An 18,156-nucleotide genomic window follows, 5' to 3' on the forward strand; every position below is an offset into this window, starting at 1 on the left:
TGCACCCCCGTTGCCGCATCACGCAACGCATGTCTTGCCGCTTACTTCGCGAGCAGCGCCGCCGTCACGCCAGCGTTGATCGCGGGCAAGAGCAGATTCAGCACGCGGTTGAATTTCACGAGACCGTTGTTGTCGACGTACACGACATCCTTCGGCTCCAGATTGAACTGGTTCGCGAGCACCATCGACGTCGGCGAGGTTGCATCGAGGTGGAAAATCTCGGGCTTCTCGCTCATCGAATTGCGGATCACAAACAGTTGCTTCGCCGCAGCCGTGTTCGAGTTGATGCTGCCCGCCTGCGACAGCGCTTCGGCGAGCGTGAGACGCCCGTCGCGCATCGGCAGGATGGTCGCCGGCTTGTTGACTTCGCCCATCAGGTAGACGCCGTACTCGTCGCGCGCGCCGACGCGCAGCATGTCGCCGGCCTGCAGATAGATCGACGTCGGAGCGCGGCCACGGCGGACCAGATCGGGTACGTTGATTTCGTACGTCTTGCCTTCGCGCGTCAGCTCGACGTGGCTCTGATCGGCATTCGGCGTGAAGCCACCCGTGCGGTTGATCGCTTCCGTCAGCGACATCGGAATGTCGTTGATCTGAGCGGGCCCGGGTGCGTGCACTTCGCCGTCCACATAAACCTGCGACGACCGGAACGACGCGACCCGCACCGTCACTTCAGGCTTCGAATAGACGACGCTCAGCTTCTTGTACAACTCTTTTTGCACCTGCGTCGCATCCTTGCCGCCCACGTGCAACGTGCCCGCGTACGGGAACTGGATGTTGCCGTCGGCATCGACGAGAAAACCAATGCCGGGGTCGCTCTTGTTGCTGGTCGGCGACGGCTGGCCGAGCGCGGCCGCCAGTTCCGGGTGATCCCAGACAGTGATCTGCAGGACGTCCCCCGGCCCGAGCTTATAGCTGGGCGGCCTGGGGCTGAAGAGCGACGAAATCTGCTGGTTCAGTTCCGTCGTTTGTCCCTTCATGGTGCGCAGGAGTTTCAGATTGATGTCGGTGACGGGAATCTGAACCGTCGATTCGGCTTCGCTGCTGTACTCGCCGCCCGACTCCGGCAACGTGGGAGGCGTGATCATCCGCTGTCCGGGCACGATGCTGCACGCAGACAGCAGCACAGTCATCGATAGCACGAGCGGCGCACAAAGGCCTGTTCGAATCCTTTTCATGGCATTTCCTCCTAGCGCGGGGGCTTGATCCTTTTTCATTGGCGTGCTCCCCGTTCAATATGCGTTGGTATGAATGAAGCCCCTGACAATCGTGGCGCCGATGATTCGCATATCGAGCCAGAAGGTCCAGTGCCCCAGGTAATACAGATCATGCGCTACGCGCCTCTCCATCTTTTCGATGCGATCGGTCTCCCCGCGAAAACCGTTGATTTGCGCCCAGCCTGTGATACCCGGCTTGATCCTGTATCGATGGATATAGCCGGCCACGACCTTCTGATATAGATCGTCGTGTTCGAGTGCGTGGGGGCGTGGCCCGACCACGGACATGTCGCCGCGCAGCACATTGAAGAACTGCGGCAGCTCGTCAAGACTTGTGCGGCGAAGAAACGCGCCGATCCTCGTAATGCGCGGATCGTCGCGAGTCGCCTGGCTGACCTTGCCGGCTTCCTCCGTATGCACGCGCATCGAGCGGAACTTGTAGATCGTGAAGACACGGCCATCGGCGCCCTTGCGCTTCTGCCTGAAGAACACCGGTCCGGGCGACGACAGCTTCACGGCGATTGCAATCGCGAGCAGAAGCGGCGCGAGGCCGATGATCGCGCTCATCGCGAACACGCGGTCGAACAGATCCTTCTTGAAGAGCGCGCGCGCCGACAGCGGCGACGCGACAAGGTTGATCGCGGGCAGGCCGAGCAGCTCGATCACGCTGCTGGTGTCGAACAGCGCCAGGCTGCGCACGTCCGGCACGAAGCGGATGTTGACGAGATCATTGCGAAACTCGGTGACGAGACGAAAGATCGTGCGCTCGTCGGTCAGCGACAGCGCAAGCCACAGTTCGTGCACGTCGTTGGTGCGCACGTAATCGGCGAACGCCTGCTGCGTATCGAAGCAGGTGACGCGCGGATTCGTCAGCGGCGACTCTTCGGGATGCGTATTCAACACGGCCGTCGCGCGAAAACCCGTGGCCGGCTGCGATTCGATGCGGCGCAGGATCTGGTCGCAATGCCCGCCGCTGCCGACGATAGCCACCTGATGCAGATTCCATCCGTGCTTGCGCGCGCGAGCCAGCACGGCATGCGCGATCAGCCGCCATGCGATCAGCAGCCCGCCCGCCATAGCCGTCCAGTACGCGAACCACAACCGCGAAACGATATCGATGTGGTGCAGCGAATACATCAGCGCGAGCGCGCAGCCCTGCACGACGATCCATGCGAGCGCGACCTGCCCGGCGAGCGCAAGCTTCGAGCGGCCGCGCCAGGACTCGTAAACACCGAACGCCGGGAAGATCGCCAGTGCAAAAGCTCCAGAAAAAAGGACGAACGCGTCGTAAAACCCTCGCTGCGAGAATTCGTCGAAGCGGATCTGCGAAGCAACGGCCGCGCCGACCAGAATCAGCGCCACGTCCGCTACCCTCGCGAAGAAATCCTGTAGGTCCCGCATAACGTTCACCCTGCCATTCGTCGTTCGTTGCCTTTTGGGTGGTGCTGCGTGAATCGCCGCCGCGCAACTAGCCTGCGTTGAAGGTCGGGCCCGGCCCCGTGCCCTGCCCCTGGCTCTGGCCATTGCCGTGCGACTCGCTCTGGCCTTGCGTCTGTCCACACCGCCCGTATGTATCGTCGAAGCGCACGATGTCGTCTTCGCCGAGATACGAGCCCGACTGCACCTCGATAATCTCGAGCGGCACCTTGCCCGGGTTTTCGAGCCGATGGCGCACGCCGAGCGGAATGTAGGTCGATTCGTTCTCCGTCAGCAGAAACTGCTCTTCGCCGCGCGTGACGAGCGCCGTGCCGCGCACGACGACCCAGTGTTCAGCGCGATGGTGATGCAGTTGCAGCGAGAGCTTCGCGCCCGGCGTGACGACGATGCGCTTCACCTGGAAACGGTCGCCGTGATCGATCGAATCGTAGAAACCCCACGGGCGGCGCACCTTGCGATGCGCGTCGGCCTCGGGCGCCTTCTGCGCCTTGATGCGCGCGACGAGCCCCTTCACGTCCTGCACCCGTGAGCGGTCGGCGACGAGCACGGCATCCGCCGTTTCGACGACGACGACGTTCGTCGTGCCGACACACGCGACGAGCCGCCCATCCGAATGCGCGTAGCTGGAGACTGCGCCTTCGAACATCACGCGTCCGCGTCCGACGTTGCCGGCTTCGTCCTTCGGCTGCGCGGCCCATACGGCGTCCCACGAGCCGAGATCGGACCAGCCCGCGTCGAGCGGCACGACGACGCCCGCCGAGGTCCAGCCCGTCGAGGCGTTCAGCCGCTCCATCACCGCGTAGTCGATCGAGTCGGCGGGCGAGCGCTCGAACGCGTCCGCCGCCGGGCGGAAAGTCGTGCCGTCGAACTGCCCCTGCACGAACGACGCGAGACACGCCGCATGCATGTCGGGCTGCAGCGATTGCAGCGTCGCGAGCCACACGCTCGCGCGCACGATGTAGATGCCACTGTTCCACCAGTACGTGCCCTGCGCGACGTACTGCTTCGCAAGCTCGGCCGCCGGCTTTTCGACGAAGCCGTCGATCTCGCGCGCTTCGTCATCGAGCTTCTTGCCCACCCGGATATAGCCAAAGCCCGTTTCCGGCGCGCGCGGCGGCACGCCGAGCGTCGCGATCGCACCGCGCTGAGCGTGGCGCGCGGCCACGTCGAGTGCGCGCTGCAAGGCGGGCACGTCGGCGATCGAATGATCGGACGGCATCACGACGAGAATCGCATCGTCGCCGTTCGCGCACGCCAGCGCGGCCGCCAGCGTGAGCGCCGGCGCCGTGTCGCGCCGCGCCGGCTCGACGATGAGCCGCGGCGTGCAGGCGCTGCACGTCAGTTGCTCGGCGATCACGAAGCGATGTTCTTCGCCACATACGACAACGGGCGCATTCGACACATCCCAGCCCGCCGGAAAGCCATTCATCCGATGAACCGTGTCCTGCAGCAGCGACTCCGAACCGACTACGCCAATCAGTTGCTTCGGGAAGTTCTCACGCGACATCGGCCACAGGCGCGTGCCCGAACCGCCCGCCAGGATCACCGGCACGATATGCGTGCAGTCCGGCAACGGGCTGGCCGGTCCTGCTGCATTCGTTGGATTGTTCTGGTCAATAAGCATCTACGTACTCCTTAGTGTCCGCCAGTGATGCCCAAGCATGACGGCCCGGAACACACTGCCGTTCCCGGCGGGCGGCTAGATGCCCGCCTCGCGCCGGGTTCGCATCCGGTATTCCGTCGGCGAGACTTTCATCCGCTTACGGAAGATTTTCGCCAGCCGGTCGCCGTTGCCCATTCCCGTGCGCCGCGCGATCTTGTCGACGGGCAGTTCGGAATCGGTCAACAGGCTGCAGGTAATCGCGAGCCTTGCGTGCAGCAGGTAGTCGGACGGAGTGACGCCCACTTCCATCTTGAAGCGACGCAGGAAATTGCGTTCGCTCATGGCGGCCACCTGGGCCGCGTCAGCGATCGAGATCGAGCGCTGACAGTTCTCTTGCAGCCAGCGCGCCGCGGCGCGCACCTTGTCCGCGGGACTGCGGCCCGTGCTGTCGCCGAGCAGCGACACGAGGCTGTCGCCCGCGTCGGGCATCAGGCGTTCGGCGACGTTGCGCGCCACGTCGATGCCCAGATCGCGCTTGATCAGCATCAGCGCGCTCTTCATCGAATCGAGGCGATCGTTTGCTTCTGTGCCGTTGCGCTCGTCGTTCTCCTCGCGCGCGTTGTTGTAATTGCCGAAATCGCGCTGCTCGACGCCGTTGATGCAGGCCGCCTCAAGCAGCGACTTCCCTTCGCCGATCGGACGCACCGTGCTCGTGTTCGCATGGACGCGGCGCAGCCAGGCGATGAGCCGTTCGTCGCGGGCCGCTGTGCGCGCGCCTTTGCCGCCCGCGACGAACAGCGCATCGAAGCCCATGTAGTGACGCGCATCGAGCCCATCCGTCCAGACGCGGATCGACGACGAGCACGTGATGTTGCCACCGGCGGCCGAAAGGAAGCTGACGTCGTAAGTCCAGTTGCGATTGGCGGATGAAGACAGTTCGTTAGCCGCGTGGAAGACCTCTGCAACAATGCCGGCACCAAGGAGGGAGCAGCCATCGAACAGCAGAATTGCGATATGGCGAGTGGCGGCAGCGTAGTGCGCGCTGCGCTCAGGCGCTCGCACCCATCCGACCATCGGTGATTCAAGACTTGCATACGCCATGACTCTTCCCCCTTGACCATTCCGGCGTGGAAAGAACTAGATAAATGCATGCGATGTGCAGTGCATCATACGCATTAAAAAAACAATCACATCGGCCACTGACTGAAACTGACGATGTATTGGCGTATTCGGTCCGATCCTTGATAACCCGCTTTCAGCCTGCATTTAACAGATTGAGTAAAGCTGGTTATTACTACCTGAATGTCCGACCGAATCCGGCATTTGATAAGACGAATAAGCGACCCCTGCCACTTATTCCAACGCCCCGCCACGCCTGACACAAACGATTACAACTTGTTGCACATGTACAATCTTCGCACCGGCGGCCACTGCCTTCTTATAAAATGAAATCAAACCGTCAATGATGTGAAGGTAAACGCGCACACAGGTCTACGAATTAGCATTATAAGAATCCGAAAACCAAATCCGAATAATTTCTTCTTTTCCTTTTCGAGTATCCCCATAAACAAAGCCATTAATGTTTCAAATGCGAAACATCGAGCGTTGCGAGACGGCGTACAAGCGCTACCGAAGGACCGCCAACATGAGCATTGAACACCGTACGGATGCGCACAGACCGTTCCCTACCGCGCACAGCGGTGCAGAAAGTGGGGTCGCGCCCATTAGTCGAAATCCGCCGGGCACGTGCGTCGTAACGGCGCAACATTCGTATCCATCCGCCATGCCCGTTGCGCAGAAGCACTAGACAACGTCGAATTCTTGCTAACTCGACGGTGTAATCTTGGTCGCTCCATTGCGCTAACCCGTCATCCATACCGACGCGGGGGAAAGAATGACTGATGGCGGCGATTTTCCCGGCAAAACGTACGTATTGCGGCTGCGGCTTTGTTTCGATTTAAAGGGCAAGTGTTTAGCTCTGCCCACCTTGCTATCGGTAATGCTGGCCGCGGCGATAGTGAGCGGCTGTGACAGCGCCTCTGCCGATAGCGAGCAAAGCGCCAAAGCAATGGACCCGCAAGCGCGTAGCTGGACGAAGTGCGCAGACGAAAACGGCAGCTGCGCGTTCAGCGGCACTCGCGACGTGCGCTACGGCACGCAGGCGCACGACGTCGTCAAATCACTGAGCAATGGCACGTCATGTGATAACGGCGTATTCGGCGATCCGTCGCCGGGAGACGTCAAGCAGTGCTGGATTTCAGATGTGAAAGCAACGGCCGACACTTCCGCAAGCGCGGCCGGGGCAGCATCCGCGCACGCTCGGTGGGAGGGCAACGCTGCGCCGATCAAGGCGCCGCTTCGTGCGAACAGCGCTCAAGCACTGCGTTGTGACAAATCGCCGGATGCCGCGGCAGGAAACGCGCAAGGCGATCTCATCGAAGGGGATACCCCCGGCAGCGACGGCACGCGCCTCTTTACGTTAGACCATTCGTTTCAGATCGTGATCACGACGCGCGCGGCGCGCGACGACACGCTCGCCTGGCGGATTCGCGATGCGTGGGGCACGGAGCAGGCAAGCGGCGCGTATGGCGTCGCACAGGGCGCGCGCCAGGTCACGTTGAACTGCACGTCGTCGCTCGCGGGCTACTTCGCGTTGTCGGCATCGCTGGAACAGGAACATGGGCAACTGCCCGCACGCGGCACGCGGCCCGCAGGAATCGTCACGTTCGGCGTGCTGCCCGACGTCTCCGCGAGCGTGCCGCCCGTGCATTTCCCGCGCGCGGACCTGCACCGCTTCGGCGGCCAGGGGACCGCGTTCATCGCGCCGGGCGAGCGCTGCTGCGACGGCGACGGCTATCGGCCTCTCTACACCCGGCTCGGTCTCACATGGATCAATGACAACCGCAACTGGTACAAGGAGGAACCCGACCGCGCCGACACGTTCAACCCGGATACGCGGCAACTCGAGCCATGGTTGCGCAAAGGCGACCTGCTCCGGCTGATCCAGCTCGATGGCTTTCCAGGCTGGGTGAGCCCGACGGGCAAGCAGACACACAGCTATCTGCCGAAATCGGCGACTGCATTGCGCGACTACATGCAGCGCGTCGGCACCGAATCGAGCCGCGCGCGAAGCACGGTGTTCCCGACGCAGTCGGGCAACTACTATCAGGTCACATGGGAGCCCGACGCCGAGGGCGGCCTGCCGTGGCGCGACACCGATGGGAACTTCGTCGAGCTGTACAAGGTCGTGTACGAAGGCATTCACGCAACCGATCCGAACGCGGTCGTGATGGGGCCGACGTACGGCTCCGTGGTCGCCAACGTCGAATGGCTCAAACGCCTCGCGCCGCTCGGGCTGGCGAAATACCTCGATGGCATCGCGATTCACGGCTATTACGATCCGAACGGCAACAGCCCGTCACACCCTCCCGAGCGTCTGATGAATGCAAGCGACCCGCAGCAGGCACAGTACGCGCTGCCGACCGCGATGCGCGCGCTGCGCCGCGTGATGGTCGAGCGGTACAGGCCGGGCGCGAAGCTGTTCGTGACAGAGACGGGCATCAGCTACGACAACGGCGACGAATACGGCCCGCACTATCCGCCAAACGATGTGCTGTACGCACAGGGCGCAGTCGTCGCGCGCACGCATCTGATTCTGCTCGGCGAAGGCGCGGACATGACCTACATCTTCTATTCGAACGACTCGCCCGCCGCGACGCCGGGCTACGGCGTGTTCTTCGACCTCGATCATCCGAAGGGCACGTTCGGCCCGGGCATCATCAGTCCGAAGCCCGCCGCGCTCGGCATCGCGGCGATGACGCGGCTCATCGACGGCACGGCCACGCTCGGCCCCGTCAAGCGCACGCCGGCAGGCGTCTATGCATACGCGTTCGAACGCCTGAACGGCGGCAAGGTCATCACGGCCGCGTGGACGCACGACAACGCGAAGTGGAACAAGTCGACGCACTTCGATCCGACGGCGGGCGTCAAGTGGCGCCTGCAAGTCGATGCGCCCGGCAGCACGGGCAAGGTGACCGTGTTCGACATGATGGGCAATCCATCGAGCGTGGCCTACGCAAACGGCTACGTGACGCTCGCGCTGACGGAGACGCCGCTCTACGTGGTGTCGTCGAACGCGGCCGTGATGAAGGCCAACGTCACGACGCCGGCGGGGTATGTTGCCCCATAACGGCACGCCGTCGTTGTGCGCGCACTGCGCGGCGAAATGGCCAACCAAGACGGGATTTAGGCGTGAGACGACAGAACCACCGTTTATTGCTGCGGCTAGACTCTGTGCAATGCCGCAAGCCTCGCGGGACCCGTTCTGCGGAGCAGCGGACGCACACGCGGGCACGACGGTGGAACGGTCTGATGAGTGGTTTGGCATGGATCATGATGGCGACGGTCGCGACGCTGGCTTGCGCGCTGGTCTTGAGCGCGGCAACGGCCGGCGTTGTCGCGCTATTGTTCGGCATCTCGTCGCGGCTCTTCGGCAACGGCACCGATCAATAAACGATGCGCGAGCGCCGCGCACCCCGGCCGCGCGTCGGGCGCTCGCCGCACGAGGCGTCGCCACGCGGCGGCGTCAACTACACAACATGACGAGAGAGAGACATGGCCGGCACATGCGCCAATTTTCTCGACGCGGACGATTTTCTCCAGGTGGTCCGGTTGACGCCGCTCGTGTCGATCGACCTGATCGTGTCCGATTACTCGGGCCGCGTGCTGGTCGGCCATCGGCGCAATCGGCCCGCGCTCGGCACGTGGTTCGTGCCGGGCGGCCGCATATGCAAGAACGAGCGGCTCGACGCGGCGTTCACGCGCATCGTCGACTCGGAACTCGGCATCGCGGGCATGGAGCGTTCGGCGGCACGCTTTTGCGGTCTGTTCGAACACCTGTACGCCGACAACTTCGCGGCCGTGGACGCGATCACGACGCACTACGTCGTGATCGCCTACTTCCTGACGCTGGAGAATACGGCCTCGGTGGGCCGCTTCGACCAGCACAGCCGCTATATCTGGCTCACACCCGAAGCGCTGCTCGAGCGCGAGGACGTGCATGACAACACGAAGGCGTATTTCCGCTAGGGCCAGCCGTCCGTTGCAAACCAGCCGGTCGCCCGAGCTGGCGTACCTCGATGAGTCGATTGATCAGCATCGATACGCCAGCGCATTCGGCGAATATCGAGCCCATCTGCCAACTTCCCGTCGAATTCCGACTGAGAGCGCCAGCGAGCGAAGACGACGGCCTATGATGGACCCAAAGCACGCAGACCTTCAATTTTTAGCCGTACGAGGCACTGGAGACAGACGATGCGATATGAGCACGCGGTGAGTCGGTGGCTGGATTCAACCTCGTTCAACTCAGTCGTCTACGTCGGGCACATGGTCAAACGCATCGGCATTCTCGTTTTTGAACGGTTTCCGTTAAGCGACGTGTGTCTGCTTGCCGACGCATTCCGGCTCGCCAATGAGGCCCAGGCTGACGAGTCCGGCAGCGTGGGCGCTGGCGTCGAGCCTTCGTATTCGATCGTGATGCTCTCCGAAATGGGCGGGAGCGTCTTGAGCAGCTGTTCGCTGCGCGTGTGGACGGAGAGCCTCAATGGGCCGCTTTTGAACGGCTTCGATACGCTGTTCATCGTCGGCGGTCCCGGCGCTTCGCGGGCGAAGGCGAACGAGCGGCTGATTCGCCGGCTGCGCGCTGTCGCGCCGAAGATCCGCGTGGTCAAGGCGATCGACGAGGGCCTCGCCGTCCTGGCCGCCGCCGATCTGGCATTCGAGCGGCGCGGCTGGCGCAGCATGCCTCGCCCGACTGATTCACGAGGCTTGCCCCTCGCCCCCATTCCCAACGAAACGCAATGGCAGACCGAGCCCGGCGGGTCCGTCGATGTCGACGCGCCATTGCGTTCGATCGCGGCCGCGCTGACCGTCATCAAGCGCGACCACGGCACGCCGATGGCGCGGCTCGTGTCCGAACGCGCGCTGTCGGGCGCATCGCGCCGTCTCGACGCGATCCTCGACGACGATGAGAAGAAAGGCATCAGCCGCAAGATCACGACGGCCGCGCACTGGATCCGCGAGAATTACACGCGTCACATCTCGGTGGCCGAAGCGGCCGAAGTGGCGAAGATGAGCGAGCGCAATTTCCTGCGCCGCTTCAAGGCGCAAGTCGGGCTCACGCCGTCGGAGTACCTTTTGCGCGCGCGGCTCGACGCAAGCTGCCTGCTGCTCACGGAAACCGACATGTCGATCGACGGCATCGCGCGCCGCTGCGGTGTACGCAGTGGCGACGGGCTCGCGAAAATATTCCGCAAGCGCCTGTCGATTTCGCCGACGGACTACCGTGCAGCGCATCGCCACAGGATCGCCAAGAACTGATCGAAGACCTTCAAACACACCGTTCCGACATGCAGGGATCACGTATCTACGCATGACGGCGGGGAGAAGCACATAACAAAAATAACGTTGGTGGCCCTAAAAGGCGCCGGCACGGTTCCCTCTTTTCGCGCGTCTTGTGCGCTCCCGCCGCATGTCCACCGCTTACGCGCCCGAAGCAGCGCCGCGCAAGCTTCTTCGTCCCTTTCACGCGCGCACGACAAGCCCCACCATCCGCTGCGCCGCCGATGTCCTGGCGCTCGGCTCATCGATCGCCATCAGGTTGAAATCGAAAAAGGGCCTTTTTCACATTCGGCATTCGAATCAGTCACAACCGCTTATTGCCTGTCGTGGTATCCCAACGCTTTATTCCGGAGTACCTATATTTGCATTTATCGAGATGAGAAGACGTGTAATGATCGCGCCGCTACGCTCCAGGTCCTTGCAACGCATCGACGGCATACGGCGAGCGACGCTCGCAACGCAACGCTTTCATCTCAACGTCATGATCAACTTCCTGCTCGATCTGATTTCGAACCTGATCATCCTGGCCGTTATGCTGGCGGCATGTTGTGTAATCAACTGGATGAAGCCTGACGCAAAAGCGAACGGCTACCTCGCGTTCGTCGTGTTCGTCGCGCTCGCGCTGCTATTCGATGCGGCATTGACGTTCCTCGTGTTCGCCGATTCTCAGGCGCGCTACGGCCGGTTCAGCACCACGGGAGCCTTCGTTGCGCGCCTCGCCGCGTATGCGGCGGCCAGCGCGATCGCCATCTGTCTGGCGCGCGTGCGCAGCCGCAAGCCGGCCGAGGCATCGAACAAACCGCCTGTCATCGGCACGTCACCGTACACCGATTCGCGACTGCCGATGTAGACGGTAGGCGTGGCGGGAATATGTCTTGCTAACGCTCGCGCCGTCGCCTATAACACTCGATGATTGCAAGCGACGGCAGGTGCGCCGTCGCTTCTCTCATTTCAGGCAACGTGGCCTCGCAGGCCGTTCGCCGTACCGGATAAAACGTCGTGCAGTAAAAGCGCTGGACGCGGCGTCGTTCCCTCTAGCGGACTTGTCCTGCTGATCCGCCTCGAGTCCGCTGCGCCATCGCATGAACACGGTCAGTCATACGCAAACCGACTCAAGCGAGGGAATCGTGGACATAGAATCCATACGCGTCTTCATGATGACCCGAGGCATCGACTTCGGGACCAAGGTACTCGGCGCGATCGTTTTATGGATCATCGGGCGATGGGCCATCGGACTCGTCATCAGCCTGATGCGCAAGCTGCTCGCGCGCAACAGCAAGGTCGATCCGACGCTTGCACATTACCTGGGCTCGATCCTCGGCGCGGTGCTGAACCTGCTGCTCGTTCTCGCGATCCTGCAGGTGTTCGGCGTGCAGACCACGTCGTTCGCGGCGTTGCTCGCGGGCTTCGGTCTCGCGATCGGCACCGCATGGGGCGGCCTGCTCGCGCACTTCGCGGCGGGCGTCTTCATGCAGGTGCTGCGGCCATTCAAGGTCGGCGACTTCGTGACGGCAGGCGGCGTGACGGGCACGGTTCAGGAACTCGGCCTGTTCGGCACGACCATCATCACGCCCGACAACGTGCAGACCATCGTCGGCAACAACACGATCTTCTCGGGCGTGATCTCGAACTTCAGCGCGCAGCCGGTGCGCCGCGTCGAGCTGACGGCGAAGGTCGCGAACGGCGTGGACCCCGTGGACGCAGCGAACCGCCTACGCGACGCCGTCACGAAGATTCCGAACGTGGCGCAGACCCCTGCGCCCGATGTCGAAGTGTTGTCGTTCACGCCCGAAGGGCCGATGCTGTGCGTGCGGCCTTATACACACAACGACAACTACTGGCAGGTCTATTTCGACACCAACCGGGCAATCGTCGAGACGTTTCGCGAGGCGGGCTATCCGACGCCGGAAACCCCCGTCGTGCGGCGCACCGCTCCATAACGAGCCCAAAACCGGACGATCAGGCGCCGCGACTTGCTTGCGGCGTCTGATCGTATTGAGTCAATGACCGCTGTGATTGCTCGCCGATCGCGTCGGCTGACGCTTGCTGCGCATCAACTTCCAAAGTGCGCCAAGCGCCACGGGCACGATCGCCGCGCCGATGCCGACCAGCACGATCACGTTCAGATACTGGCGGATAAACGGAATGTTGCCGAAGAAGAAGCCGAGCAATGTGAGCAGCAGCACCCAGAACAGCGCGCCCGCGATATTGAAGAACTGAAAACGCTTGACGCTCATCTGCGACGCGCCCGCGACGAACGGCGCAAAAGTCCGCACCACAGGAATGAAACGCGCGAGCACGATGGTCTTGCCGCCATGCCGCTCATAGAAGTCGTGCGTTTTGCGCAGCGCCTCGCGGTCGAGGAAGCGTTCGAGCACAGGTATGTGCGAGTTGAACACCCTCGGCCCGATTGCCCGGCCGATCAGATAGTTCACCGTGTTGCCCGTAACGGCGGCGACGAGCAGCAGCACGATCAGCAGTTCGATGTTCATTTCCCCCGTCGCGCAGAACGCGCCGCCGATGAATAGCAGCGAATCGCCGGGCAGAAACGGCAGCACCACGAGACCCGTTTCGCAGAAAATGATCAGGAACAGCACCGCGTAAACCCACGCGCCGTATTGGTGGATGAAGACTCCGAGAAACTTGTCGATGTGCAGGACAAGATTGACGAATTGCAGCAGCGTGTCCAAAGGTCGTCCTTTAAAAGCAGAGGGCTGACGTGACTGTTACGGGGGCCTGTCGTTGGTGGAGCAAAACGTCAACGACGACGTGAGGCCATGACGAATCGCGTCCCAAGCTGGAATTGACCGCGCCATGATACCGAAAGTGCCATCACGGCCTTAAAAAAAGTCGCTCGTCGTGTGCACGTTCAGACGGCTTGCGACGAATCGCTATAATTTCGCCATGTCCGCGATTCCCGAATCCTCCGAAGCGCCCGCCGGGGCGAATGCCACGTCGAGCCCCGCCATGAGCGTCGATGCGAACGCAGCCGAAAGCACGCCGTCCCCGCGTCCGTTGCGCGCGATCCAGCCGCTGCCCGACCAGCTGATCAGCCAGATCGCCGCGGGCGAAGTGGTCGAGCGGCCGGCGTCGGTGGTGAAAGAGGTGCTCGAAAACGCGCTCGACGCGGGCGCCAAAACGCTGCGCATCCTGCTCGACGAAGGCGGCGTGAAGCGCATCTCGATCACCGACGACGGCTGCGGCATTCCCGAATCCGAACTTGCGCTCGCGCTGATGCGTCACGCGACGAGCAAGATCCGCTCGCTCGCCGAACTCGAAGCCGTCGCGACACTCGGGTTTCGCGGCGAAGCGCTGGCGTCGATTGCGTCGGTAACGGAAATGTACATCACGAGCCGCACTGAGAACGCTTTGCACGCGATGCGCATCGACGCGCAGACGGGTGCGCTGTCGCCCGCCGCCGGCACACGCGGCACGACGATCGAGGTGCGCGAGCTGTACTTCAACACGCCCGCGCGCCGCAAATTTCTGAAGAGCGAACAGACCGAGCTGGGCCATTGCCTCGAAATGATCCGCCGCGCCGCGCTCGCGCGGCCGGATGTTGCGATTTCGGTGCTGCATAACGGACGTGCCGTCGAACATTGGAACGCGAGCGAACCTGCCACGCGCGTCGCGAAGATTCTCGGCGAGACATTTGCGACCGCGCATCTGCCCCTCGACGAAGCGGCCGGGCCGCTTGCCGTGTACGGCTGCGCGGGCCTGCCCACGGCGAGCCGCGGACGCGCCGACCAGCAGTATTTCTTCGTCAACGGCCGCTTCGTGCGCGACAAGCTGCTCACGCATGCCGTGCGCGCCGCTTACGAAGACGTGCTGCATGGCGACCGGTACCCGTCGTATGTGCTGTTCCTCGACCTGCCGCCCGAGGCCGTCGACGTCAACGTGCATCCGTCGAAGATCGAGGTGCGCTTTCGCGATTCACGCTCGATTCACCAGTTCGTGTTCCATGCCGTGCAGCGTGCGCTCGCGCGGCATGCGGGCGCGTCGCCGGAAACGACGTCGGGCGGACACGCGGCGCGCATCGATCCCATGCCCTTTGCGTCCCCCGCCTCGCCTGCGGCCCCTGCTTCATTCGGCTCGACGCCGCTTGGCGGCGGCTTCAGTGTCAGCGACGGCGGCAGCTCGCAACCCGGCAACACATGGATGCGCCAGGCGCGCATGACGCAAGGCACGCTGCCCGTCGCCCAACCGCTCGCGCTCTACGACGCGCTGTTCGGCCGCAAGGACACGGGCGCGGGCACCGCGCAGGGCACGACGACGCTCGAACTGCGCGATGCGCCCGATCCCGCCGCTGCCGATCCCGCCTCGCCTTTCGCGAGTTTCGCGCAACAGCCGCAACGGACGACCGCGCCGCAAAGCCTCGACGCCAACGACGAGCAGCCGCTCGGCTTCGCGCTCGGCCAGATCCACGGCATCTACGTGCTCGCGCAGAACGCGCGCGGCCTCGTGATCGTCGATATGCACGCGGCTCACGAGCGCATCCTGTACGAGCAGTTCAAGAACGCGCTCGCCGACCGGACAATCGCGGTGCAGCCGCTGTTGATTCCCGTGTCGATGCCGGCCGATGCCGTCGAAATCGGCGTGGTCGACGAAGAGCGCGAGACGCTCGATGCGCTCGGCTTCGATCTCGCCGCGCTGTCGCCGACGAGCATCGCGATTCGCGCCGTGCCTGCGCTGTTGAAGGATGCCGACCTGCAGTCGCTCGCGCGCGCGGTGCTGTCCGATCTGCATGCGTACGGCGGCTCGCGCGTGCTCACCGAGCGTCAGCATGAACTGCTGGGCACGCTCGCGTGTCATCATGCCGTGCGCGCGAACCGGCGCCTCACGCTCGACGAGATGAACGCGCTGTTGCGCCAGATGGAGGCGACGGAACGCGCGGATCAATGCAATCACGGGCGTCCGACGTGGTATCAGCTGACGCTCGCCGACCTCGATCGCCTCTTCATGCGCGGACAGTGAGCCGTTCTGTGCTCCCTTTCCGCTCACGCTTCTCATGACGCAGCACGCACCCCAACCCGTCGCCTGTCTGCTCGGTCCGACGGCATCCGGCAAGACGGCCGCCGCGCTCGCGTTCGCCGCGCGCGCGGCTGTCGAAATCGTCAGCGTCGACTCGGCGCTCGTCTATCGCGAGATGGACATCGGCACCGCGAAGCCTTCGTCTGAAGAACGCGCGGTCGCGCCGCATCATCTGATCGACATCGTCGATCCCGCCGACGCCTACTCCGCCGCCGATTTCCGCGCGGACGCGCTGCGCATCGTCGGCGAGATCGTTGAGCGCGGGCGCATACCACTGCTGGTCGGCGGCACGATGCTGTACTACAAGGCGTTGACGCAAGGTCTGAACGATCTACCCGCCGCCGATCCCGACGTGCGTGCCATGCTCGACGCCGATGCCGCGCGCGAAGGCTGGCCCGCGCTGCACGCGCGCCTTGCCGCGGTCGATCCCGCGACGGCCGCGCGCCTTGCGCCGAACGATTCGCAGCGCATCCAGCGCGCGCTCGAAGTGTTCATGCTGACGGGGCAGCCGATGTCGGTTCTGCTCGCCGCGCCCGCGCGGAAAGACGACGCGGCGCGGCGTTATCATTTCGTGCCGATCGCGCTGGAGCCATCGGATCGCAGCGTGCTGCATGCGCGTATCGCACGGCGCTTCGACGCAATGCTCGCGCACGGCTTTATCGATGAGGTGAAGCGCTTGCGCGCGCGCGGCGATCTGCATCCGGGCTTGCCGTCGATGCGCTGCGTAGGATACAGGCAGGCTTGGGAATACCTCGACGGTGAAACCGACTACGAGACGATGCGGGATAAGGGCGTCTTCGCGACGCGGCAACTGTGCAAGCGTCAGCTGACGTGGCTGCGCGCGATGCCGGAGCGTATCGTGGTTGACTGCTGCGCGAGCGATGTTGGGGTGCGGGCGTTGCAGGCTATTCAGCGCGTTGTCGGTGGTTGAGAGTCGGGTTGCTGGTGACGCGTGATCTGAGCTTGTTAAACCCCGGATGCGAACCATCGTAATCGATGCGGCGCTGTTCAGCATCGCGGGCGGCGGCGCCTTTGCCTTTGGCGTTACGACGGCGTTTCGAATGGCATCGGCATCGACACGCGGAGCGGAGCGGCGGTCTTAACGCATGCAGTGGTGGCGCAACGGGCGGCCTGCGACTCCTCACCACCGGCCAAAACAATCGTTAACGACCGGCCAAGATAATTGGCGCCGCCCGCCTTGTCCGGCTGCACTCGAAATCACCCGGCGGCCACACGTCGCATGATGCCCGTGACGTGCGACGGGAATCCCCGCATCGCACATCGTTTCATCGCCCTCGACGATCAGATTGGGTTTGATGTCCGGATGCTGCGGATACCGCGTCCATAGCGCATGGTTCCGGAGGCGGTAATGACTTCGCCGCCGTGGTCGGTGGTGTCGCCGAGACGGATGAGATTCACGATTGCCCTCTCGAATCACAGTTCTTCGCCGGTTGCCTCCGTACCAAGTGAGTCCCACGAAATTCATACCATCGATCATTCGACTGCAAGAAAACTGATTTAGTCGACCAGCAAACCTGCGCAACGTCCAAACTATCGCTAACGTTAAAGACACGAGGTGTTTTGCCCAAGAAATCGTAAAGCAATAAGACTGGAGGGGTTGAAAACCCTCCAATATAATCTTCCACGATAATTCTCGATGCCACTTCTTTTTTTACGTCCGCAAAATAAACATACTTTACCCCGTATAAAACATCAAAATCCTTCCCATTTAGCCTCACAGCAAACGCACCACCATCCCCTGGTTTCGAGGAGTTGAGTTTCGTTATAGTCAGAAACCCGGCAGCAGTTGCTATTGACTCTCCGCTTGACCCCGATGTCTGCGCAAACAGGCACGAGAAAGACATCGTCAAACAAACAAACAGCACCAGCTTCTTCATTGCTTTTTATCCTCAAAATTTGGATTAATTCCACCAACCGCTGTGACGATATCCGAAAGTGAACGAGCGTCATCCAATTTTACAGGCGAAATTTTTGAAGTTGACACCTGCATCAATCAGATTATTTAACCAATTCGATGGGCTTTTACATATTTTCCGCCGTTTTGATCCGCTCGCTTTTTGGCGTCCGCCGCACCGACTTGGGCGGTCAAAAGCGTCTTTGCGCCCCTGGCAATCAATCTTTTTGGATGATGAGGCTTCGCTTCCGAATAGGTATCGTCTTCCGCAATAGTACCCGCGAGATATCTGTTAGCGTCACCCGATCCGAGATGGCAGAACGACTGCGGTCATGCCGGGTTGCGCACTGTCCCGGCTCCGTTGAATTCAAACAGCAAAAGGCTGACACAATCTGCCGAGGTGCAGGATGTGGTCTTCACATCGATCCAGAACGCGGTCAGGCCTGGGCCGCCCCCTTCGATAAAGGAGCGGCAACGCGGCTGGAACGGTCCGCCTCAGCTAAGGTTGCGCAAGGGAAAAAGCGGCCGCGCGTCACGATGAAACCCGGCGTCAG

Annotated in this window: 14 protein-coding genes and 1 pseudogene; 8 read left to right on the top strand and 7 right to left on the bottom strand. The window is 62.6% G+C overall.

The genetic code is table 11. The features are described 5' to 3' along the window. Positions 1-41 precede the first annotated feature (41 nt). The 4 genes from J8I87_RS15015 to J8I87_RS15030 form a co-directional block, all read right to left on the bottom strand. A complete protein-coding gene (locus J8I87_RS15015; RefSeq protein ID WP_209932242.1) occupies positions 42-1,178 on the bottom strand; it encodes a polysaccharide biosynthesis/export family protein in 1,137 nt (378 codons plus the stop codon). Positions 1,179-1,232: 54 nt separating this feature from the next. Then, positions 1,233-2,618 carry an undecaprenyl-phosphate glucose phosphotransferase gene (locus J8I87_RS15020; protein ID WP_209932243.1) on the bottom strand — a complete coding sequence of 462 codons (1,386 nt, stop codon included), beginning with the start codon at positions 2,616-2,618 and terminating at the stop codon, positions 1,233-1,235. A gap of 67 nt (positions 2,619-2,685) precedes the next feature. Further along, on the bottom strand, positions 2,686-4,278 hold the full coding sequence (locus tag J8I87_RS15025) for a mannose-1-phosphate guanylyltransferase/mannose-6-phosphate isomerase (protein ID WP_245253946.1): 1,593 nt from the start codon (positions 4,276-4,278) through the stop codon (positions 2,686-2,688). A gap of 75 nt (positions 4,279-4,353) precedes the next feature. Further along, entirely contained in the window at positions 4,354-5,358 is a 1,005-nt protein-coding gene (locus tag J8I87_RS15030) for a GlxA family transcriptional regulator (protein ID WP_209932244.1), read from the bottom strand. A gap of 967 nt (positions 5,359-6,325) precedes the next feature. Here J8I87_RS15030 and J8I87_RS15035 point away from each other — a divergent pair. The 6 genes from J8I87_RS15035 to J8I87_RS15060 all read left to right on the top strand — a co-directional run bounded on the left by J8I87_RS15035 (position 6,326) and on the right by J8I87_RS15060 (position 12,596). Next, on the top strand, positions 6,326-8,446 hold the full coding sequence (locus tag J8I87_RS15035; RefSeq protein ID WP_245253947.1) for a hypothetical protein: 2,121 nt from the start codon (positions 6,326-6,328) through the stop codon (positions 8,444-8,446). 182 nt (positions 8,447-8,628) lie between these two features. Next, entirely contained in the window at positions 8,629-8,769 is a 141-nt protein-coding gene (locus J8I87_RS15040) for a hypothetical protein (RefSeq protein WP_209932246.1), read from the top strand. Between the two features lie 102 nt (positions 8,770-8,871). After that, entirely contained in the window at positions 8,872-9,345 is a 474-nt protein-coding gene (locus J8I87_RS15045; protein ID WP_209932247.1) for a GDP-mannose mannosyl hydrolase, read from the top strand. A gap of 225 nt (positions 9,346-9,570) precedes the next feature. Beyond that, positions 9,571-10,635 (top strand): GlxA family transcriptional regulator, encoded by a 1,065-nt coding sequence (locus tag J8I87_RS15050; RefSeq protein ID WP_209932248.1) that lies wholly within the window; start codon positions 9,571-9,573, stop codon positions 10,633-10,635. 412 nt (positions 10,636-11,047) lie between these two features. Beyond that, complete coding sequence (locus J8I87_RS15055; protein ID WP_245253948.1) at positions 11,048-11,506, top strand: hypothetical protein; 459 nt, start codon at positions 11,048-11,050, stop codon at positions 11,504-11,506. A gap of 277 nt (positions 11,507-11,783) precedes the next feature. After that, positions 11,784-12,596, top strand: a complete 813-nt coding sequence (locus tag J8I87_RS15060) for a mechanosensitive ion channel family protein (protein ID WP_209932249.1) — start codon at positions 11,784-11,786, stop codon at positions 12,594-12,596. 60 nt (positions 12,597-12,656) lie between these two features. Here the strand turns inward: J8I87_RS15060 and J8I87_RS15065 are convergent, their stop codons facing one another. Beyond that, positions 12,657-13,346, bottom strand: coding sequence for a DedA family protein (locus J8I87_RS15065; protein ID WP_209932250.1), 690 nt, complete (start codon positions 13,344-13,346; stop codon positions 12,657-12,659). A 214-nt stretch (positions 13,347-13,560) separates the two neighbouring features. On the opposite strand from J8I87_RS15065, the gene mutL reads away from it, so the two are divergent. Together mutL and miaA are read left to right on the top strand one after the other, a co-directional pair. After that, positions 13,561-15,630: a DNA mismatch repair endonuclease MutL gene (gene mutL / locus J8I87_RS15070; RefSeq protein WP_209932251.1), complete on the top strand. Its 2,070-nt coding sequence runs from the start codon at positions 13,561-13,563 to the stop codon at positions 15,628-15,630. Between the two features lie 34 nt (positions 15,631-15,664). After that, a complete protein-coding gene (miaA, locus tag J8I87_RS15075; RefSeq protein WP_209932252.1) occupies positions 15,665-16,618 on the top strand; it encodes a tRNA (adenosine(37)-N6)-dimethylallyltransferase MiaA in 954 nt (317 codons plus the stop codon). A gap of 210 nt (positions 16,619-16,828) precedes the next feature. On the opposite strand, the pseudogene J8I87_RS15080 reads toward miaA, so the two are convergent. Together J8I87_RS15080 and J8I87_RS15085 are read right to left on the bottom strand one after the other, a co-directional pair. Further along, positions 16,829-17,109: pseudogene (locus tag J8I87_RS15080) on the bottom strand (PAAR domain-containing protein). Continuing rightward, the gene (locus tag J8I87_RS15085) at positions 17,103-17,585 is read right to left on the bottom strand and encodes a hypothetical protein (RefSeq protein ID WP_209932253.1); all 483 of its coding nucleotides are present in this window, start codon (positions 17,583-17,585) and stop codon (positions 17,103-17,105) included. Before J8I87_RS15085 ends, J8I87_RS15080 begins: the two are co-directional and overlap by 7 nt. Between the last annotated feature and the right edge of the window lie 571 nt (positions 17,586-18,156).

The sequence above is a fragment of the Paraburkholderia sp. LEh10 genome, assembly GCF_017814945.1.
Lineage (GTDB): Bacteria > Pseudomonadota > Gammaproteobacteria > Burkholderiales > Burkholderiaceae > Paraburkholderia.